General features: G+C 37.1%; 14 protein-coding genes. 13 read left to right on the forward strand and 1 reads right to left on the reverse strand.

All coding sequences use genetic code 11. The features are described 5' to 3' along the window. The first annotated feature begins 188 nt into the window (after positions 1 to 188). The 6 genes from I5677_RS01320 (at position 189) to I5677_RS17300 (ending at position 8,993) form a co-directional block, all read left to right on the forward strand. Entirely contained in the window at positions 189 to 2,486 is a 2,298-nt protein-coding gene (locus tag I5677_RS01320; protein WP_197659746.1) for a RelA/SpoT family protein, read from the forward strand. Between the two features lie 128 nt (positions 2,487 to 2,614). Next, positions 2,615 to 3,253 carry an MBL fold metallo-hydrolase gene (locus I5677_RS01325; protein WP_197659747.1) on the forward strand — a complete coding sequence of 213 codons (639 nt, stop codon included), beginning with the start codon at positions 2,615 to 2,617 and terminating at the stop codon, positions 3,251 to 3,253. Positions 3,254 to 3,450: 197 nt separating this feature from the next. Then, positions 3,451 to 4,995 carry a coproporphyrinogen dehydrogenase HemZ gene (gene hemZ, locus I5677_RS01330; RefSeq protein WP_197659748.1) on the forward strand — a complete coding sequence of 515 codons (1,545 nt, stop codon included), beginning with the start codon at positions 3,451 to 3,453 and terminating at the stop codon, positions 4,993 to 4,995. Positions 4,996 to 5,190: 195 nt separating this feature from the next. Then, positions 5,191 to 6,438, forward strand: a complete 1,248-nt coding sequence (hisS, locus tag I5677_RS01335; protein WP_197659749.1) for a histidine--tRNA ligase — start codon at positions 5,191 to 5,193, stop codon at positions 6,436 to 6,438. A 249-nt stretch (positions 6,439 to 6,687) separates the two neighbouring features. Further along, a complete protein-coding gene (locus I5677_RS17295) occupies positions 6,688 to 7,254 on the forward strand; it encodes a PAS domain-containing protein (protein WP_197659750.1) in 567 nt (188 codons plus the stop codon). An 11-nt stretch (positions 7,255 to 7,265) separates the two neighbouring features. Beyond that, positions 7,266 to 8,993 carry a PAS domain-containing sensor histidine kinase gene (locus tag I5677_RS17300; protein ID WP_197659751.1) on the forward strand — a complete coding sequence of 576 codons (1,728 nt, stop codon included), beginning with the start codon at positions 7,266 to 7,268 and terminating at the stop codon, positions 8,991 to 8,993. 117 nt (positions 8,994 to 9,110) lie between these two features. On the opposite strand, the gene I5677_RS01350 is transcribed toward I5677_RS17300, so the two are convergent. Further along, positions 9,111 to 10,082 (reverse strand): LysR family transcriptional regulator, encoded by a 972-nt coding sequence (locus tag I5677_RS01350; RefSeq protein ID WP_197659752.1) that lies wholly within the window; start codon positions 10,080 to 10,082, stop codon positions 9,111 to 9,113. A 267-nt stretch (positions 10,083 to 10,349) separates the two neighbouring features. On the opposite strand from I5677_RS01350, the gene I5677_RS01355 reads away from it, so the two are divergent. The 7 genes from I5677_RS01355 to I5677_RS01385 all read left to right on the forward strand — a co-directional run bounded on the left by I5677_RS01355 (position 10,350) and on the right by I5677_RS01385 (position 20,807). Then, complete coding sequence (locus I5677_RS01355; protein WP_197659753.1) at positions 10,350 to 11,786, forward strand: ABC transporter substrate-binding protein; 1,437 nt, start codon at positions 10,350 to 10,352, stop codon at positions 11,784 to 11,786. Between the two features lie 228 nt (positions 11,787 to 12,014). Beyond that, positions 12,015 to 13,121, forward strand: a complete 1,107-nt coding sequence (locus I5677_RS01360) for an SGNH/GDSL hydrolase family protein (protein ID WP_197659754.1) — start codon at positions 12,015 to 12,017, stop codon at positions 13,119 to 13,121. A gap of 55 nt (positions 13,122 to 13,176) precedes the next feature. Further along, entirely contained in the window at positions 13,177 to 15,075 is a 1,899-nt protein-coding gene (locus I5677_RS01365; protein ID WP_197659755.1) for a sialate O-acetylesterase, read from the forward strand. A 152-nt stretch (positions 15,076 to 15,227) separates the two neighbouring features. Continuing rightward, positions 15,228 to 15,533 carry a Dabb family protein gene (locus I5677_RS01370; protein ID WP_197659756.1) on the forward strand — a complete coding sequence of 102 codons (306 nt, stop codon included), beginning with the start codon at positions 15,228 to 15,230 and terminating at the stop codon, positions 15,531 to 15,533. A gap of 240 nt (positions 15,534 to 15,773) precedes the next feature. Next, the gene (locus I5677_RS01375; RefSeq protein WP_197659757.1) at positions 15,774 to 17,786 is read left to right on the forward strand and encodes a methyl-accepting chemotaxis protein; all 2,013 of its coding nucleotides are present in this window, start codon (positions 15,774 to 15,776) and stop codon (positions 17,784 to 17,786) included. 352 nt (positions 17,787 to 18,138) lie between these two features. Continuing rightward, positions 18,139 to 19,926, forward strand: a complete 1,788-nt coding sequence (aspS, locus tag I5677_RS01380) for an aspartate--tRNA ligase (protein WP_197659758.1) — start codon at positions 18,139 to 18,141, stop codon at positions 19,924 to 19,926. 590 nt (positions 19,927 to 20,516) lie between these two features. Continuing rightward, positions 20,517 to 20,807: a DUF1294 domain-containing protein gene (locus tag I5677_RS01385; RefSeq protein WP_197659759.1), complete on the forward strand. Its 291-nt coding sequence runs from the start codon at positions 20,517 to 20,519 to the stop codon at positions 20,805 to 20,807. Positions 20,808 to 20,935 lie beyond the last annotated feature (128 nt).

Below are 20,935 nucleotides of genomic sequence, written 5' to 3' on the forward strand. Positions count from 1 at the left end.
AAAAGGACATTGTTTTAATGATAAGATAAATTATAGTAACGAATTTTCAAAAAAATATTAATATAATATAGATAACGATTCGATAAAGAAACTGATAATAGACGAATTAGCATACCATTTATTCGTTTAAAGCGAAAGGTTTTATGGGAACCAGGTGTACTAATTTGTTAAAGTAAGGTGGTGATATCATGGAAGAAATAAATGAAATTTATGATCAGGATGTACTTGAGAGTCAGGCTGTTATTAATGCGCCTGCTGATTTTACTTCGCCTGAAGCTTTGTATCAGGAACTAATTGCGAAGATTCGTAGTTATCATCCTTCTACCGATATTTCCATGATAGAAAAGGCCTATCATCTTGCTGATAATGCCCATAAGGATCAATTGCGCAAGTCAGGAGAACCTTATATTGTCCATCCGCTCTGTGTTGCCAATATATTAGCAGAGCTGGAACTGGATAAGGAGAGTATCGTAGCAGGACTTCTTCATGATGTAGTAGAAGATACCGAATTTACTGTGGCTCAGATTACAGACATGTTTTCTGAAGAAATCGCACTATTAGTTGATGGTGTTACAAAGCTGACCAAGCTTAATTATTCCATGGATAAGGTAGAGCTTCAGGCAGAGAATTTAAGAAAGATGTTCCTTGCCATGGCGAAGGACATCCGTGTTATATTAATTAAACTGGCAGATCGTCTGCATAATATGCGTACATTAAAATACAAAGAACCGGAAAAGCAGAAGGAAACTGCCAGAGAAACGATGGATATCTATGCACCGATTGCACAACGGCTTGGTATCTCTAAGATTAAAATAGAACTAGATGATTTATCCTTAAAATATCTGGAACCGGATGTATATAAGGAACTGGCTGAGAAAATAGCAACGAAAAAAAGTGAAAGACAGGCATATATTGACACCATAGTGAATGAGGTTCGAACCCATATCGATGCCGCGGGAATTCCTGCGAAAATCGATGGACGTATTAAACATTTTTTCAGTATCTATAAGAAAATGGTGAACCAGAATAAATCTTTGGAACAGATTTATGATTTATTTGCTGTCCGCATTATTGTTGATTCCTTGAAGGATTGTTATGCAGCCCTTGGAGTGATCCATGAAATGTATAAACCAATTCCCGGACGTTTTAAGGATTATATAGCTATGCCAAAACCCAATATGTATCAGTCTCTCCATACGACGTTAATCGGGCCAAAGGGAGCGCCCTTTGAAATTCAGATACGAACATATGATATGCATCGTACGGCAGAATATGGTATTGCAGCCCATTGGAAGTATAAAGAAGGGGCTGACGGTAAAGGGAATGCTTCCAATGCTGAGGAAGAGAAGCTTACCTGGCTTCGTCAGGTTCTCGAATGGCAGAGAGATTTATCGGATAACAAAGAATTCTTAAGTTTACTTAAGAATGACTTTGATTTATTTTCGGAAAGCGTATATGCGTTTACGCCCACCGGGGATGTAAAGACCCTGCCAACCGGATCGAATCCTATTGATTTCGCCTACAGTATTCACAGCGCCGTAGGCAATAAAATGGTAGGTGCCAGAGTTAACGGTAAATTAGTTCCCATCGATTATGTCATACAAAACGGTGACCGTATTGAGATTATGACCTCGCAAAATTCGAAAGGGCCCAGCCGTGACTGGCTTAGTATCGTTAAGAGTACGCAGGCTAAGAATAAAATTAATCAATGGTTTAAATCGGAGCTAAAGGATGATAATATAACCAGAGGCAAGGAATTGGTTGTAAACTATTGTAAAACCAAGAGTATTGTTCTAAGTGATTTATTAAAGTCGGAATTTATCAATGTTGTTATGCGTAAATACGGCTTCCGTGATTGGGAATCAATTCTTGCGGCAATCGGCCACGGCGGATTAAAAGAAGGTCAGGTAGTGAACCGGCTTCTGGAGGAATATAAAAAGAAGCATAAAAAAGAAATTACCGATGAGAATGTACTTGAAACAATATCCGATTTTAAAGATACCCGATTACCTCAGAAGAAATCAAAGAGTGGAATTGTAGTTGAAGGAATTCATGATGTAGCAGTTCGCTTTTCAAAATGCTGCAGCCCAGTTCCGGGTGACGAAATAGTAGGCTTCGTAACCAGGGGTAGGGGTGTTTCCATTCATCGTACGGATTGTATTAATGTAATCAATCTTCCGGAAGAAGACAGGGCAAGACTAATTGATGCCGAATGGAACATTGCAGATGGCAAAGTCACCGGTGGGGTATATACTGCTGAGATTAAAATATATGCCAATAATCGGACTGGTGTACTGGTGGATGTATCCAAGGTATTTACGGAAAATAAAATTGATGTAACCTCCATGAACGTTAGAACCAGTAAACAGGGTACTGCTACCATTAGTATTGGATTTGAAATCAATGGAGTAGAGCAGTTAAATGAGATCATTGCCAAAATCCGTAACGTGGAAAGTGTTATAGATATTGAAAGAACAGCAGGCTGATGGGTCATGGAAATTATGGCAGGCCTGCTGTTAGCTTGTTTAGAAGATTCATCTATGTTTTGATTAACCAGGCCGATTTCTTGAGAAGACTTAATATAGAGATAATTTAAGATAAGGAAGTATTATGTATGAATAATTTTAATATGAAAACCCTTGTACTCGGTATGATACAAACCAATTGCTATATTATTAGTAATACGCAGAGTAAGGAAGCGATTGTAATCGATCCGGCAGCTGAAGCCGTTAAAATAATTGATTATTTGAAAACTAATAACCTCATTTGTAAGGCAATCCTGTTAACTCATGGTCATTTTGATCATATCTTAGCAGCGAAAGAGTTGTCAGAGCTTACAGAGGCTAAAATTCATGCCCATGAAGCGGAGGCAAAGCTGCTTAGCGATCCTGCATTAAATGCATCTTCTCTTATGGGTAGAGCAACTAGCCTGACCGCGGATGTTTTACTTAAGGATCAGGAGATACTTACTATCGCCGGATTTATCCTAAAGGTAATCCATACGCCTGGTCATACCGCTGGTGGAGTATGCTATTATTTTGAAGAACAGGGTTGCTTAATCAGTGGAGATACTTTGTTTCGAGAAAGTGTTGGTCGTACAGATTTTCCAACCGGAGATGGACAACTTCTGATAGAGTCTATTTTGAATAAGCTTATGTTATTAGAGGATAAAACGTTGATTTATCCGGGTCACGGAATGTCTACTACCGTCGGATATGAGAAGGAGAATAATTTTTACCTGATAAGAGATTAAGGAATAAACTTTATCAGATACTTAATTAATAAACGAAAAGTTATTCTATAATTCATAAATCACCTAGTATTATAATATAGTATTTACTTAATTAGCTTCAATCGATGCGAAGTCATAATTGACATAATATTAATATTATTCCTTTACAAAGAAATACTAAATAAAAAATTGTTTGATGTAAAATAATAGGAGAAAAAATGATACAAATTATCCTGTCGGATAAGGCCTATGAGAATGATGTTTATCCTTTGGTTAAGGCTTTCTATCCAAATGAAATAATTAAAGTGTATAGTGAAAAAGAAGAAACTAAAGTTGAACAATCTGATTCATGGATGATCGATATTGCACTAGAGAATCATAATAATAAAGGTGAAATTGTTGCTAATATGGCGGAGATTTATATAATCCGTGTATTATTTCATCCCGAGCTAATTTCGATCACTATGGTTAATCCGGCAGGGGAAGAGGGTATTCAATCGATAGATACACTAGAAATTGAAGATCAAAAATCCCAATATAAAAATGCCATGAAGCGGCTGCTATATAAAATGCTGTCCCATAAATTAAACAAGAAATTGCCGTGGGGTATCCTAACCGGAATTCGCCCAACCAAACTTGTATATGAGATGTTGGAACAGGGATTTACGGAAGAAAAAATTCGATTACAGATGCAGGAAGAATATTTGTGCTCACTTGAAAAAATTCAGTTGAGTATAGAAATTGCCCGAAGAGAGAAGAAGCTTCTTGAGGATATGGATTATCGTAATGGCTACAGTCTATATATTGGGATACCTTTCTGTCCCAGTACCTGCCTTTATTGTTCCTTTCCCTCTTATTCTATTGAACGTTTCTCCAATTATGTAGATAGATATCTTTGTGCACTGCATAAGGAGATCGCATACGGAGCAACCTGCTTTCCGGATAAAAAACTGACGACCGTATACTTTGGAGGAGGAACCCCAACAACACTATCAGCAGAGCAACTAGATAAGTTAATCGAGAGTGTTAAAAAACATTTTGATTTCACCCATGTCAGGGAATTTTGTGTAGAAGCAGGCAGACCAGACAGCATTACAAGAGAAAAACTGGTTGTTTTAAAAAAAAGGGGAGTCAATCGTATCTCTATTAATCCTCAAAGCATGCATCAAAAAACCCTCGATTTAATCGGAAGAAAGCATTCTGTGGAGCAGATAAGGGAAGCTTTTACTATGGCTAGGGCAATTGGTCATGATAACATTAATATGGATATCATCATTGGTCTTCCGGGAGAAAATGTGATCGACGTTAAGGAGACGTTAACAGAGATTGAAAAGCTTAATCCGGAAGGACTTACGGTGCACACATTGGCAATAAAAAGAGCGGCCAGATTAAATACGGATAAAGACAATTATACCGAATTACAGGCAACGGATACATCGGATATGTTAGAAGCAACCTTTGAGTTTGCAAAGAATAACGATTATCTCCCTTATTATCTTTATCGACAAAAGAATATGGCAGATAACCTGGAGAACATCGGTTATGCCAGATATGGGCTGGAAGGTCTTTATAATATTCTGATTATGGAAGAGAAGCAGACAATTCTGGCTCTTGGTGCCGGTGCAATGTCGAAGTTCGTATTCCATAATGAAAACCGTATTGAACGGGTAGATAATGTAAAGAGTGTAATGGACTACATTAGTAGAATAGATGAAATGATACAAAGAAAAAAGGATTTTCTGGGTAAAAACAGAAAATTATAGAAACCACATTGTTTTATTTATTTGATAACAGTACTTGACATAAAGTATTGTTATCAATAGAATAACCATAAAGAATACCAAATGTTCGCAATTTATAATAACTTAGAGAAGTATAAATATTATATATCTAAAAAAATTGAATATTACGGAGAACCTATCCTTAAGTTTTCCTTAATAACAAGTTAGGAGGATTACATGATTACACAAAGACCTAAGGGTACGCAGGACTGGTATGGATCAAATATGCACAAGCGGACCATAATTGAGAGCATCGCCAGAAAGATATGCAAAGCTTACAATATAAAGGAGATTATTACCCCTGTTTTTGAACATACAATTCTGTTCCAAAGGGGTGTGGGTGAGACCACCGATGTGGTGCAGAAGGAGATGTATACCTTTGATGATAAGGGTAACCGTAGTATCACCCTTAAGCCGGAAGGAACCGCAGGAGCGGTGCGTGCTTATCTGGAAAATAGTCTCTATGCGGAAGTCCAACCGACGAAGCTGTTCTATGTTACACCGGCATTTCGTTACGAAAACCCCCAGAGCGGTAGGCTTCGTCAGCATCATCAATTTGGTGTGGAAATCTTTGGTGCAGCCGGACCATTGGCAGAAGTAGAAATCATAACCCTCCTTACACAGTTTATGAAGGAACTGGGCTTAAATGGTGCAAAGCTCCATATTAACAGTATTGGTTGTGGCTGTTGTCGTACTACCTATAATGAAGCATTGTTAAGCTTTTTGGAAAAGAATAAGGACCAGTTATGTCCTACCTGCAAAGAAAGAATGCTAAAGAATCCTTTACGGGTAATTGACTGTAAGGTACCTACCTGTAAAACCATAGTCAAGGATGCGCCTCGAACAATAGAGTATCTGGATGAGGAATGTAAAAATCACTTTGATGAACTGCAGAATCTTCTTACTAAGCTTAATATTCCTTTTGAAGTTGACACGGAAATCGTAAGAGGACTTGATTACTATACAAAGACCGTATTTGAATTTGTGAATGAAGATGGATTTACTATCTGTGGTGGCGGCAGATATGATAATCTGGTGCATGAGGTGGATGAAAAGCAGAATATACCGGCGGTAGGCTTTGGTTTTGGTATAGAGCGTATCATTAATGAATTGGCGGCGGAAGGGGTAGAGCTGGAGCCGGAACCGGCAGTTGAATTATATGTAGGTATTCTTGGGCAGGAAGCTAAAGCAGCTGCATATCAATTAGTTCACAAGCTGCGTAATGCCGGAGTTATCGTAGAAACCGATTATCTGGACCGCAGTGTAAAGGCACAGATGAAATATGCCAATAAAATTGGTGCTAAAAATACGGTAATTATTGGTGCAGATGAACTTAATAATAACAAAGCCAATGTAAAGAACATGGAAACAGGAGAACAAACAGAGGTCGATCTGGATAAGTTTGAAGCGTTTTTTATTGATTAAATATAGTATCAGTTAATTGTTATAACATCTGAAATAATAACTAAATAGATTGGGATATATCAAACGTGTGAAGATTATTAAGTTATATGTTTGATATATCTTTTTTTGTATTTGGATACTTTTTATTTTTACAGTGGAAAAATAATGTAAAACTTGCGCAAAAACAGTATAAATCAGTAAAATATTGACATGGTATTAATTAACACTTATAATATGAATGTTTGAACAAAGGATTAAGGTGATGATAATATGCAAATATCTAAAATACATACCAAGGACCTGGCAATAATCTGTAACAACCTGTTGGATCAGATGCCGGGAATGATATGGAAACTGGATGAAAATTTTAATATTATATATATGAATAAAGCAGGGCTTTCTTTTGTGAGAGAAGATATGGATTCCATGTTAGATAAGGGATGGTTTGATTTTGTTTTACCTGATGACAGGCAAGTGTTTTGTAAGGGGCATATAAATCACCATACTAAGAAGGAAAAGATGCATTATGAATTCCGGCTAAGAAGATATGACGGATGTTATCGTTGGTGCAGATTGGTAGTATCGCCTTGTTATGATTTCGATGGAAACTTTTCGTGCTATATTGGCATTATTTCGGATATTACGGAGCAAAAAGAAACGGAGGAAATCTTAGAGCGCTATAAATTATTTTCTAAGAATGCCAGGGATATCATACTCTTTGTGGATTTGGACGGTAGAATTATCGAAGCCAATAAAGCAGCTGTAATAGCATACGGTTATACTTATGAGGAGTTATGTTCTTTAAATATTTATGACCTGAGAGAAGTAAAACGGTAACAAGACAGCAGATGCAGCAGGCAGATATCTCGGGTATCTTTTTTGAGGCCACACATCGAAGAAAGGATGGATCATTACTCTATGTCGAGGTTAGTTCCCAGGGTGCTGATATTGGAGGAAGGCGTATTCTACTCAGTGTGATCCGTGATATAACCGATCGAAAAAAAGCGGAGAAGGAATTGCTAAAAAGTCATGCCAAATATCATTCTCTGTTTATGAATATGAATAGCGGATATGTATACTTCAAAATCTTAAATGACAGATCAAACAATCCGGTAGATTTAGAATTTATTGAAGTTAATGAGAAGTTTGAACATTTTGTCAATATGAAAAAGGAGAATATTTTATATAAATATTACTCAGAAGTATTTCCAAATTCAAAGGATATTGTTATTTTACAGCTCCTGCAAAACAAAGATAAACTAAACAAAGGAGAAAGCTTCCAAGTTGAAAGTTATTATTCATCCATCTATCAAAAGTGGTTTTCCTTTATTGTATATAGTCCGGAAACTAATAAAATCGTTACAATTGTGTCTGATATAACAAAGCAGAAGCAATCTGAGATAAGACTAATTGAGGCAAAGGATGCAGCAGAAGCAGCGAATAGAGCAAAAAATGATTTTCTGTCAAATATGAGCCATGAAATTCGCACACCGATTAACGGTATCATGGGAATGCTGGATTTGACCTTATTAACCAATCTTGAAAAGGAACAAAGAGACAAATTAAAAATAGCAAAGGAATGCGCCAATGCATTAACCAATATTGTGGATGAGATATTGGACTTAGCTAAGTTAGAGTCAGGAAAGATTAGTCTTAAAGAAGAAGCTTTTGATCTATTAGAGCTTCTGGAAGGAATTATCATTACCCATTTACCTGATGCGATGAAGAAGGATTTGAAGCTGCATAGTGAGTTTGACGCTGAACTACCAAGGGTCTTAATTGGTGATGGTAAAAAGCTTCAACAGATTCTTGATAATATAGTTGATAATTCCATTAAGTTCACGGATACAGGTATCATCACCCTGTCGGTCAATGTAACTGAAATACAACAAGATAGCATAAATTTAAAATTCTGTATTAATGATACGGGTATTGGTATCGCACAGGAGGATAAAGAACGCATTTTTATGAGTTTTAGTCAAGTGGAAGGTCCTTATACGAAAAGATACCGAGGTGTAGGGCTTGGATTGGCTATTACAAAGAAGCTGGTAGAGATTATGGGAGGCGAAATTAAGGTTGACAGTTTTGTAGGTAGTGGTAGCGAATTTTACTTCTCATTGACATTTCGTATAGGAGATTTTAAACGAAAACAGCAGGGTGCAATAACCATGAAAGAAGAGTATTTATCAGGGAGTGCAATATCGGAAGATATGCTTTCTAAAGATGCTTACGATACACAAATGGACATAGAAAATGAAATAGATAATTCCTTTGGAAAAGGGAATGCTTTTACCAAGGATGATACATGTGATTTTACATATAACGAACTTAATCTGCATAGAACTGAATTAGAATTGGATTTAAAGGTAATAGAGAATGCAATTGATTATCATAATACAGAAATTATTGAATGCATGCTTGATGAGATCTGTGAGATTTGTCGGGGGATTAAGGAACAGGAGATTGTTGAAGCAGCTTTACAGGTAAAGATAAAATTACAAGATAATACGGTCAATTTATTTGAAGAGATTAAGCAATTAAAGCAACTAATCTTGGGTCGTAAATTCTTGATTTAATAAAATATTAAACTGTTTCATAATGAAATGCCTCTTGTTATGATAAGAGGCTATTTTATGTTTCTATTGATAAAGTAAGAATTGTGAAGCTATAACAGAAGATATAATTTCTTAATTTTATTCTGAAATATTCCATGTTCCATATCCGATTAATTGTTTTAATACTGCTATATATTCGACAGCAACCCTAGATAAATAGCGGTTTTTACGGTATGCAACGTAGAGATGTCTGGTTGCCTCAGGATAATCGATTTTATAATATATAGGGTGTTTCTCGTAATTTCCGAATCGTATTAAAAAATCAGGTAAAAAGGAAAGTCCGATACCGGCTAATACCCAGGAGAAAGCTGTTTCTAAACGGTCACTGTAAAGTATTATCTTAGGTTCGAAATTATAAGACTCACATATCTCTAGAGCCAGAGAAGAGAGCTTTTGCTTGTGCTGTTGAAAAATAAATTGCTCTGTCTGAAATTTTGCTAAATCTACGGAGGGTGTTTTGTGCAGATTTACTGTGTCATATTTTATATCTTGTGAACTGACTTGAAAGCTTTGTAATTCATTGTTATAGAGGCAGTCACCCGGTACGGCCAGATAAAGCTGTTCCTCAGCAAGAGCTTCTGTATAAAACACTCGCTCATCGAAGGGACCTGTACCTATATATAGGTCAATGCTACCTTCTAAAGCGGCCTTTTCTAGGCTAGCCTTTTCATCTTCCATAATATGTATCGATACTCCGGGATACTTTTTATGAAATTCTGCAATACTTTTCGGTAAAAGACAGGAGGCACGGAAAGGACTGGTACCTATTTTAAGATTACCTGTTTTTAGATTAGATAAATCTGCAATATGGTCATATAATTCCTCTTCCACTGCTTTGATTTTACCTGCTGCTTCTACAAATACTTCACCGGCCGGCGTTAACCGAATAGGAAATGTGCTACGATCAAAAAGTTGAGCACCTATTTCGCCTTCAAGGTTTTTTATAAATTGACTGAGAGAAGGCTGAGTAATATAGAGTCGTTGAGCTGCTTTAGAAAAACTCTTTTCTTCACTAAGCGTTAATACATATTCGATTTGCTGTGGTGTCATCGCTTTCTCTCCTTCTAGATATCAAAAAATTATAAAAAACTGACAAAATTCTATCTTGTTCTACTGACATAAGTATAAACTTATACTAATAATAAGTCAATAATGATTAGCTTATTCAAATAAAATTTGTTACAATATGGATAGTATATTCTCTATTGTATCTTCTTATAGTGCAAATCCTAATAATGTTATTTAATGATTTGTTATTATATTGTAGAAAATATACATAAATCAGAAGCTATGATTTAGTAAAAAAGGAGAAGGATTATGAGTAAGATGAAAAAAATTAGTGCATTTTTATTACTTTTAGTAATGACCGTATTTATTCTTGCTGCATGTTCTAGGGGAGAGGAAGAAGCTAATAAGACTGCTACACCTACACCTGAGGCAGAGAGTTCACAAGAAGAGGATCCGGAAGAAGCAGCACCTACAGCAACACCTACCCCGGAACCTCCAAGAGATCTGGGAGGCATTGAAATTACGGTTGGTGACTGGTGGTCAACCGGTGAAGTTGCAGAACCTGCAACACAAAGAGATGAAGATACACTTCTCTACAGAGAAGATCTTCAGGCGAAACACAATTTTAAATTGTCACAGGTTAACATTGGTGCTTGGGCTGAATATCAGGAAATCTTTATTACATCTACGATGGCAGGTGATCCTGCAGCTGATATTTTCATTATGGATCAGAAATTTGTTCCGGAACCCTTAAAGCAAGGAATGTTCTATCCGCTTAGTGACTTACCAAGCTTTGATTTTTCTGATGATCTCTGGAATGCGTCCATGACAGATTACATGACACAAAACGGTAAGGTATATGGTTTTACGGAAGAACAGAACAGCCCCGGCTTAGGCGTATTCTTTAATAAAAGACTTTTTGAAGAAGCCGGTCTAGAACCTGATCTTTTATATGATCTTCAGGCAAGCGGTGAATGGACTTGGGCGAAACTTGAGGAACTGTGTAACGTTTTAACTAGGGATACCAACTCCGATGGTATTACCGATGTGTATTCCATCGTTGCTTGGCAGGTTGAAGTTCCTAAGGCAGCAGTATTTAGTAATGGTTCCGATTATGTTAGGTTTAATGAAGAAACCGGTAGATATGAAAACAATCAGGATTCCGATGAGTATTTAGCTGCTGTAAATTTGGCGGTAGATTTATATAATAAAGGTCATATGATGCCTGATCCTGAAGGTGCAGAATTTACTTGGTTTGAGAATGCATTTGTAAGCGGTAAGGGAGCTATGATGGTAACCGAATGGTACCGTAACTCAGCTCTTCAGAGCATGGAAGATGATTGGGGTTATGTATTCTTCCCGAAGGGTCCCAGCGGCGATAGAATGCAAACCATGTATACCGGTAATGTACGTGTAATGCCGGCAGGACTAGATGCGAAGCTTGCCGATGATATCGCATTTGCTTATACAAAGTGGGTATCAGCACCTCCCGGATATGAAGATGCTGAAGGTGATTTATCCAATTACTATGCTCTAGTTAGAGATAGCAGAGCAGTAGAAGAGACAATTAAACCTATGGTTGAAGGCCAGGGTGTACGTTCTCTACTTTATCAAGTACCCGGTTTAAGTTATAAATATGGATCCAATATGGATGGCGGCGGACTTGGAGCTTTATCAGCAGTTGAAATTGCTGAAGCAGCATCTGCACAGTTTGATGCAATTATAAACGATTTCTATGCGGAATAAATAGAAACATCATAAGGATGAGTCAATCCTAAAGTTCTGATTTTCATGACTTATGGATTGACTCATTTTTTTGTAGAATTAATTATCTGAATAGAGTAAAATACTATTATAGTATATATGACAGTTTTTATTTTATTAAAGCAAAATTTCTTATATAAGAGAGTTATCCTTTAGGTTAAGAAGCCATAGATAAAACGATAGATAAGAAGGAAATGAGGTAGCTTCCGGATGAATGACTTTCATGATTTAATAACGGATGCTGAAGTTATAAAACGTTCTTTAATAAGTACCGGTAATAATTTTCGAATACTACAAGCTATGAAGAAAGCCCGCCGAGGAGATAAAGTAACCATAGCTTATCTCGGTGCTTCTATAACATTTCCGTTAAAGGTAAGCTGGAATAATTGTTATGCTACATTATCGTACCATTATTTTAAAGAATTATTCACAGCATCAGATAAAATAGAATATGTGAATGCAGGAATGAACGGAACTTCATCGACCATAGGGCTCATCCGCGCCAAGCGGGATATTTTACAATATCAGCCGGATATTATCTTTGTTGAATTTGCCGTGAATGATTCTAAGGATAGTGTTAGTAGGGAAGTCTATGAATGTTTAATACTTCAGTTATTAAATGCTGATACAAAACCGGCGGTAATTTTGCTTTTTATGACATCCGAATCAGGGTATTCTTGTCAAGGACAGATGCAGGCAGTAGGTGAATATTATCATTTACCAATGATTAGTATTATGGATGCACTTATGCCAGAGATTATAAATAAGCGTTTTTATTGGTCGCATTTTTCAAACGATAATATACATCCTAATGAATATGGCAATTTACTGATAGCAGAATTTATAAAATATTATTATTATAGAGTAATGAATGAAGAGGAAGAGCAAGATATCGAGATTCCAGGTCGTCCGTTCTACGGTAATTCATTTATTAACATGAAGCTACTTGATTCTCAGAATGCAGAACTTATTTCTATGGGATCTTTTAAAGCTTCTGATACGATTAAAGAATTTAAGAATGGATGGGTACACAACCAAAAAAGCGGTAATGACAGTCTCATCATGCGTTTAACCTGCAAAAGCTTATTCGTAATATTCAAAGAAAGTAATGAAATCACCGAAGGGAATGCTCAAATCATAATAGACGGTATCATAAGCGCTACTTTATCAGGCTATCGAATGTTTGGTTGGAATAACCCGACAGTCAGACTGGTACTTCGGGATGAAGAAACGCTGGAACGTGTGATAGAAGTTAAAATGGAAAACGGTAGTGAAAATAAAAATTTTAGTTTATTAGCATTCGGTTATTGTGTTTAATAAACGAATAATATTATGCTAGTTTATACATTAAGAAAAAGGAGAGAGCAATAATATGGAAAAGCAAAGAAAAGGTATCGCTTTATCACCCTTAATTAGCGATGGAATGGTATTACAAAGACATAGCCCCGTACGTATTTGGGGAACCGTAGCTCCCTTTGGTAAAGTCAACGTAACTTTCTTAGGTAAAGAATATCAGGCTGAAGCGAATAAAAGTGGTAAATGGGAGATCCTATTAGAGAATCTTAACCCGGGTGGACCCCATGAAATGCGAATTGAAAGTGCGGATACCGTTAAAATGATAAAGGATATCTTAATTGGAGATGTATGGGTTCTGGGGGGTCAATCTAATATGCAGATACCTGTGAGCCGTACGTTGGATTTATTTGAAGATGAGGTTTCTGGAGCTGAATGCTCTCAAATACGTAAGTTTTCGGTTCCTCAGATGTATGATTTTCACGGGCCGGTTGACGAACTGTGTGATGGTAACTGGGTTAGCGTGACACCCGAAACGGTATATGATTTTAGTGCAATAGGTTATTTCTTTGCCCAAAACATCTATGATACGTATAAAGTTCCGATCGGTTTGATACATACAGCGATTGGGGGAACTCCGGCTGAGGCTTGGATCAGTGAACCGACACTGTTAAAGTTTGATAGATTTAAGGAGCTTCTTACCCTGTGTAAAGATGATAACTACGTGAATGGGGTTAAGCAAAAGGAAGAAACCCGTAATAATACTTGGTATCACGAACTGTTTGAAACCGATCCCGGTTTGAATGGTGATACCTTATGGTATAAGGAGGAATTCAATGATACAGATTGGAAAGACATTGATATTCCCACAAGCTTTCGAGGCACTGAATTGGAAACACATAGAGGATCTGTCTGGTTCCGAAAAGAATTTTATGCTTCAGAAGATATGGTAGGGGAAAATGCCAAACTTTATCTGGGAACAATTATTGATGGGGATGATACTTATCTGAATGGAGAGAAGGTAGGTAGCACCGGTTATCAATATCCACCCCGTCGCTACAAGTTATCGGAAGGGATACTAAAGCCCGGCAAGAATGTTTTGACAGTACGTGTTATTTTAACAGAAAATGTTGGTGCTTTTATAACAGATATGCCATATAAACTTAAGACTGATAGAGGAGAAATATCTTTATCCGGCCCGTGGAGATATAAGTTAGGTGCTGTTATGAGAGCCTTGCCGCCAACGACCTTCTTTCAATATATGCCATCGGGTGTTTATAATAACATGATTTACCCCCTCCGGAAATATAGTATACAGGGAGTTCTTTGGTATCAGGGTGAATCAAATACAGGTAATCCCGAGGATTATAAAGAACTTTTTGAAGCAGTAATAAAAGATTGGAGAGCCAACTGGGGATTGGGAGATATTCCGTTTCTTTACGTACAATTGGCTAATTTTTGCCCTTGGAAACAGGAACCTGAAGTAAGTGGTTGGGCAATCCTTAGAGATAAACAAAGAAGAGCTCTGGCTCTTCCGGGTACTGGAATGGCTGTTACGATAGATGTAGGACAATATAACGACTTACATCCATGGAATAAAAAGACCGTTGCTGAACGGTTAGCATTCTGGGCAAGAAATATGATTTTTAATGAAAATCTGGAATGTAGCGGACCGCTCTATGATCATATGGAAAGCGAAGGAGATCAGTTAAGAATATATTTTACTCATATTGGTAGTGGGTTGATAGCGAAGGGATCTGATGATAAATCAGTAAAAACCTTTTCCATCTGTGGACCGGACGGCAACTATGTGGAAGCAAATGCAATCATTGAAGGGGATACCGTTCTGGTTTCAAGCAACGAAATCATAGCTCCGGTAGGGATTAGATATGCGTGGGCGGATAATCCGGAAGGAGCGAATCTCTACAATAAGGAAGGGTTTCCGGCATCGCCTTTTTCTGCTCATATAGAGTCTTAACACTAAAAGTTCAATAATTGATATCCAACTATCAGGATATAATCGATTGCTATTGCAAGCTTACCTGCAATGTAATATATTATATCCTGATAGTATGAAAAGAGTATATTCAAACTTAGAGTTTTACTATATCAAAAGAAGGGAGTATTAACATGATTCGACACATTGTTGCATGGAACTATGCTGAGGGCTTTACTGAGGAGGAGAACAGGAAAAACGCTGAAGTAATAAAAAGAGAGTTGGAGGAATTAAAAGACAAAATACCCGGTATTATATCAATCAAGGTATATTTACAGCAATTAAGTTCCTCGGATTCAGATCTTGTATTGGATAGTCTATTTGAAAGTGAAGAAGCATTAAAGGCTTATCAGATACATCCGGAGCATGTAAGGGTAGGTACGACCTTTGTAAGACCGGCTACCTGTAATCGAAAATGCATTGACTTTGAACAAAATTAACATGGTGCATGTAAATACATGTAAAACGATAGTAAAATAATGCAAATATAATGATAATAATTTGACAATTATCAAATATTTTACAAAATACACAATTAAAAGTGTATTTATCGATACTATATTTGGAATTTTGTGATAATTTGTGTGCTAATATATTGAATTTTTGTGGATTTTGTTGTAAAATTAAATAAACTTTTGGTGGTTTTTAATCACAAAAAATTCACGACTAGGAGAATTCTTATGAATAGTATACGAACGAAGTTACTGGTATCATTTATTACAATTATTATTTTAGTAACGGCTGTATTAGGAGTTATATCAATTAATACGGGAAAGAAATTGCTAATACAGGAAGCGGAAAATGCCGTTGAGATGATAGCTGATGAAGGAGCTAAACTGGTTCAAGCAAGAATTCTGACATTAAAAAGTTCGCTTACCAGGATTGCAGCAAGAAAAGAAATAAGATCCATGGAATGGGACAAGCAGTTACCTGTTATGAAAGAAGAACTAAAGGGTACGGAATTTCTTGATATTGCTGTTGTTTTGCCGGATGGTAGCGCTTACTACACCGATGGTACCGTAAGTCAATTGGGTGACAGGGGTTATGTGATGAAAGCTTTTGAAGGTGTAGCGAATGTATCTGAAGTAATTATCAGCCGGGTAATCAATGAACCGGTAATTATGGTAGCCACTCCGATTTTAGAGAATGATAAGGTTGTAGGGGTACTGATCGGACGTAGGGATGGTAATACCCTCAGTTTGATTACAAACGATGCCAGCTACGGTGAAGAAGGCTTTGCTTATATGCTGGGAGGTAATGGGAAGATTATCGCCCATAAGGATAAAGCTATGGTCTTAGAGGAATATAATCCAATTAGTAAAGCGGAGGAGGATCCTAAATTCGTATCTTGGTCGGATGCAGTAAAGAAGATGCAAGAGGATAAAAAAGGGGTTACCAGCTATCAATATTGGTCAGAGATAGATGGCAAAGAAACTAAGGATACCTTTTATTCAGGCTATGCTCCGGTGGAAGGAACAAGCTGGACCTATGTTATTGTAGCTGCTGAACATGAGCTATTAAGAGCAATCCCAACTTTACAAAACAGAATACTATTTGTAGTAATTATCGGCCTATTGATAAGTGCTGCCCTAGTAATATTTATGGGTATTACCATAACCAAACCAATTTTAACTTTGGCTAATATTTCAAAGAAAATTGCATCCCTGGATATTACCGAAGATGTTCCAAAAAAATTAAAAAAATGGCCGGATGAGAACGGTATTATGGCAAGAGCCATGCAGGAGATTGTAGACAGCCTGCGGGAGATTATTGGTCAGATTACAGATTCCGCAATTCTGGTATCAGCTACAGCGGAGGAACTGACCGCTACAACAGAGCAGTCTGCTTTGGCTGCGGATGAAGTATCAAAAACTGTTGAAGAAATTGCTAAGGGAGCCTCGGAACAGGCAGAAAATACTGAAATAGGTTCTTCACAGGTTATTACCTTAGGCAATGTAATAGATAAAAATAGAGAACAAATGAAGAATCTGAATGAAACTGCAGGTAAAGTAGGGAATGTTGTGGATGAAGGGCTTCAAGACATTGAGCGTTTGTCAGAGATCACACAGGAGAACAACATAGCAACAAACGAAATATATGATATTATCCGAAAGACGAAGGAAAGCACGGCTCAGATAGGCGAAGCAAGTAATGTGATTACTGACATAGCTGCACAAACCAATTTATTGGCCCTTAATGCTTCCATTGAAGCTGCAAGAGCAGGAGAAGCCGGCAAGGGATTTGCTGTTGTGGCTGATCAAATCAAGAAACTGGCAGCGCAATCGGCTGATTCTACAGGACGCATTGATAACATAATTCAAGAACTAAATCAAATTGTATCAAAAGCAGTTGAAGGAATTGAAAAAGTAATCTCTATCACCAAAGAACAGTCTGTTAGTGTATCCGGCACCAATCAGAAATATAAGTCCATAGCAAAAGCTATGAAGGAAGCACAGGATGCCGTTGAGCAGCTGAATGTATCGGAAGAAGATATGATAGGTGCCAAGAATACAATACTGGATATGATGCAGACTCTGTCAGCAATTGCACAGGAAAACGCTGCAAGTACTGAGGAAGCCTCATCTGCTATGGAAGAACAGAGTACTTCTATCGAAGAGATTGCGAAATCCAGTGAAAAACTTGCAATTTTAGCCGGAGATTTACAAGGAGTCGTAAAGAAATTTAAATTATAATTATTCTAGAATTATGGACTAAATTATTTATACGTGTATCGGGGGTTAAAGTACATACATTAATCAGCCCGGTACACGTATTTTGTTTAAGCAGTAGCAAATACAAGTAATGTATTTATAATGATTTATATGAAAATACATCCACGCAGAAGACACTGTAAATTAGACAGTGGAGAAGCTTGTAAAACATATTTTTTTCAGTTGAGATTATAACTAATATGGGGCGGCATATGAAAGTATGTATGAGACAGTATATGAAAAATCTATGGACAGATAGTATAAAATGAATTAAAATGATTCCATTAGAAATTATAATATTAGATAGGCATAAGCAAAGGAGAATAGATGTAAAATGGCTGAATCAATGAAAGGCTTACGTAGAAGCCACAGATGTACAGAGGTATCAAATAAGTTAATCGGTGAAACCGTTACTGTAATGGGATGGGTTCAAAAGAGTAGAAACAAGGGTGGTATTATCTTTGTCGACGTAAGAGACCGTTCCGGGTTATTACAGGTTATATTTGAAGAGGGAGATGTCGGAAGTGAGGGCTTTGCAAAGGCAGAACGTTTAAGAAGTGAATTTGTAATTGCCGTTGTAGGTAAAGTAGAAGCCCGTTCCGGTGCTATAAATGAGAATCTGAAAACAGGAGATATAGAGATAAGGGCTAAAGATATTCGAATTCTTTCTGAAGCGGATACGCCTCCTTTTCCGATTGAAGAGGAATCGAAGACAAAAGAGGAATTAAGGTTAAAATATCGCTATCTCGATCTTAGAAGACCGGATTTACAAAAAAACTTAATTCTTCGTAGTAAAGTGGCCAATTTGACACGGCAGTTTTTATCAGAAGAAGGATTTTTAGAAATTGAAACACCAATGTTAACCAAGAGTACACCGGAGGGTGCAAGGGATTACCTTGTTCCAAGCCGTGTACATCCCGGTAATTTCTATGCTCTGCCCCAATCACCGCAGCTATTTAAGCAATTATTAATGTGTTCCGGCTATGATCGGTATTTTCAGATTGTAAAATGCTTCCGTGATGAAGATCTTCGTGCAGACAGACAGCCGGAGTTCACGCAGATAGACATGGAGCTATCCTTTGTAGATGTGGATGATGTATTGGAAGTAAACGAACGTTTGCTTCATAAAATGTTCAAGGAGAGTATCGGAATTGACATAGAACTTCCGATTCAGAGAATGACTTATACTGAAGCAATGGACCGTTTTGGATCCGATAAGCCGGACATTCGTTTTGGTATGGAATTAAAGGATGTATCTGACGTCGTAAAAAATTGTGGTTTCAGTGTGTTTACCGGTGCTTTGGAGAAAGGTGGTTCAGTCCGCGGTATTAATGCCAATGGACAAGCGGATATGCCCAGAAAGAAAATTGATGCTCTGGTCGAGTATGCGAAGGATTTTGGAGCAAAGGGATTGGCATATCTTGCAGTGAATGAGGATGGTACCTTCAAATCCTCCTTTGCAAAATTCATGACAGAGGAAGAACTAGGCGCTTTGGTTTCTGCTATGGAGGCAAAAGCCGGTGATTTATTGTTATTTGCAGCAGATGAAGATGATGTTGTTTTTGCCGTGCTTGGCAACTTAAGACTGGAGATTGCCCGTAATCTGGAGCTCTTAAAAAAAGATGAATATAAATTCCTTTGGGTTACTGAATTCCCCCTATTGGAGTATTCCAAAGAGGAACAAAGATATACAGCGAAGCACCATCCTTTTACGATGCCAATGGAGGAAGATTTAGAGCTTCTTAATACGAATCCCGGTAAGGTAAGAGCAAAAGCATATGATATCGTATTAAACGGTACAGAAATTGGCGGTGGCTCAGTAAGAATATATCAAAGCGATGTTCAGGAGAAGATGTTTGAGGTACTTGGCTTTTCCAAAGAAGCCGCATATGAACGCTTTGGATTTTTATTAAATGCGTTCAAATACGGTGTTCCTCCTCATGCTGGACTTGCTTACGGACTGGATCGTTTGGTAATGTTAATGACTAAAGAAGACAGTATCCGTGACGTAATTGCATTTCCAAAGGTGAAGGATGCATCTTGTCTGATGACGGATGCTCCCAATGTGGTAGATGATAAACAGCTTACAGAGTTGGGTATTGCCATTGATGTAGAGCAATAAAGGTTGTTATATATAAATAGAAACGTGTATATCTTAATAACAAAACAGTAACCCGGAGCATCCCAATCTTAGGATTAGGGTGTCAAAAGCCGAGAAATAAAGTGTCATACGTAAATTTGCACAATTCTAGTTGTTATATTCGTGATACAAACATAGTTTATTCCGGGCACGCGCTCGCTTGGATGAAGTACGTAGTGGTACATAAGGTCGCAAAACACGCGGTCAAAGTACCAACGACTTCATACAGTTGCTTATTAAACTATGTTTGCATCACTCTGAATAAAGAAAGTGTATATGCAAATAGACGAATTCAAGTTTGAAGAAAGGCTTTTAACACCCTAGTCATCTAAGAAAAGGGGGATGCTCCGGGTTATTTCTGAGCAGCATATGAAACTTCGCAGATAGCAGATACTGAAAAATATGGTATAATCCACGTTTCTTAACGGATTAACATCTGGCATGTTAATTTCATTCTGGCTTCGTATGTTTCGTTGTAAATCTCTAATTACTTTTTCATAATCTAATCTATCTGCGAAATTTCTTAATGGTAGGTTAAAAATATATTCATCTAAGAAGGGTTTGATTACAACATGAGTGAAATATTATTTAGGTTTATAACGGCTTATCTGATCGTTATAAATATCATTGGCTTGTTTATCATGGGATATGATAAACAAAGAGCCATAAAAAATAAGTGGCGTGTACCGGAGCGTACTCTACTTATCCTTTCTTTTATCGGAGGAGGTATCGGTACGTTTCTTGGCATGAGACTATTTCGTCATAAGATAAAACATATGAAGTTCATTATATTGCTTCCGATGGCAGCTCTTTTCTACATAGTCTTGTATTTTATATTCCTTCAACAAATGTATCCCTACTAATATTTATAATAAATTGTTCTGCTCTGAATTAAATATGGGAGCTATATTTTATTAATCACACCCATCAATTTGTACAAAAAGCCAAAATAATAAGAACGGGCTAATACTTAACACATCTATTGTTATAG

Source organism: Mobilitalea sibirica (assembly GCF_015999265.1).
Lineage (GTDB): Bacteria > Bacillota > Clostridia > Lachnospirales > Lachnospiraceae > Mobilitalea > Mobilitalea sibirica.